The sequence below is a fragment of the Patulibacter ginsengiterrae genome, from assembly GCF_056269115.1.
The window spans coordinates 1-629 of sequence record NZ_JBWDOG010000047.1 but is presented as its reverse complement, the minus strand read 5'-3'; the positions used below and the strand labels follow the sequence as shown (position 1 = coordinate 629).

Below are 629 nucleotides of genomic sequence, written 5' to 3'. Positions count from 1 at the left end.
TAGGAGAGTCGAACTCCTGACCTCCTGCGTGCAAAGCAGGCGCTCTACCAACTAAGCTAAGTCCCCAGCTTATCATTTTTGATTCGATGTATCAGATTATAGCCTGCGCACTCACTCACGTTCGTTTGCCTTGCGCTTCGCCTTAAAGCAGTGCTTTAAGTCTTGCTCATGGTGGGTCTGACAAGACTTGAACTTGTGACCCCACGCTTATCAAGCGTGTGCTCTAACCAACTGAGCTACAGACCCTCAGATACATCGTCATGAAGAACAACTTGTTGTGGATTCTTACCAATCGTCAATCTTTCGTTAAGGAGGTGATCCAGCCGCAGGTTCCCCTACGGCTACCTTGTTACGACTTCACCCCAGTCATCGGCCACACCGTGGTAAGCGTCCTCCTTGCGGTTAGACTACCTACTTCTGGTGCAACAAATTCCCATGGTGTGACGGGCGGTGTGTACAAGGCCCGGGAACGTATTCACCGCGGCATTCTGATCCGCGATTACTAGCGATTCCGACTTCATGGAGTCGAGTTGCAGACTCCAATCCGGACTACGATCGGCTTTTTGAGATTAGCATCCACTCGCGTGGTAGCAACCCTTTGTACCGACCATTGTAGCACGTGTGTAGCC

General features: G+C 51.0%; 2 tRNA genes and 1 rRNA gene. All 3 read right to left on the bottom strand.

The window, feature by feature from the left end:
- Positions 1-58, bottom strand: a tRNA-Ala gene (locus tag ACVUH9_RS22235).
- A gap of 111 nt (positions 59-169) precedes the next feature.
- Positions 170-246, bottom strand: a tRNA-Ile gene (locus tag ACVUH9_RS22230).
- A gap of 61 nt (positions 247-307) precedes the next feature.
- Positions 308-629: ribosomal RNA gene (locus ACVUH9_RS22225) — 16S ribosomal RNA — on the bottom strand; the annotation flags it as partial.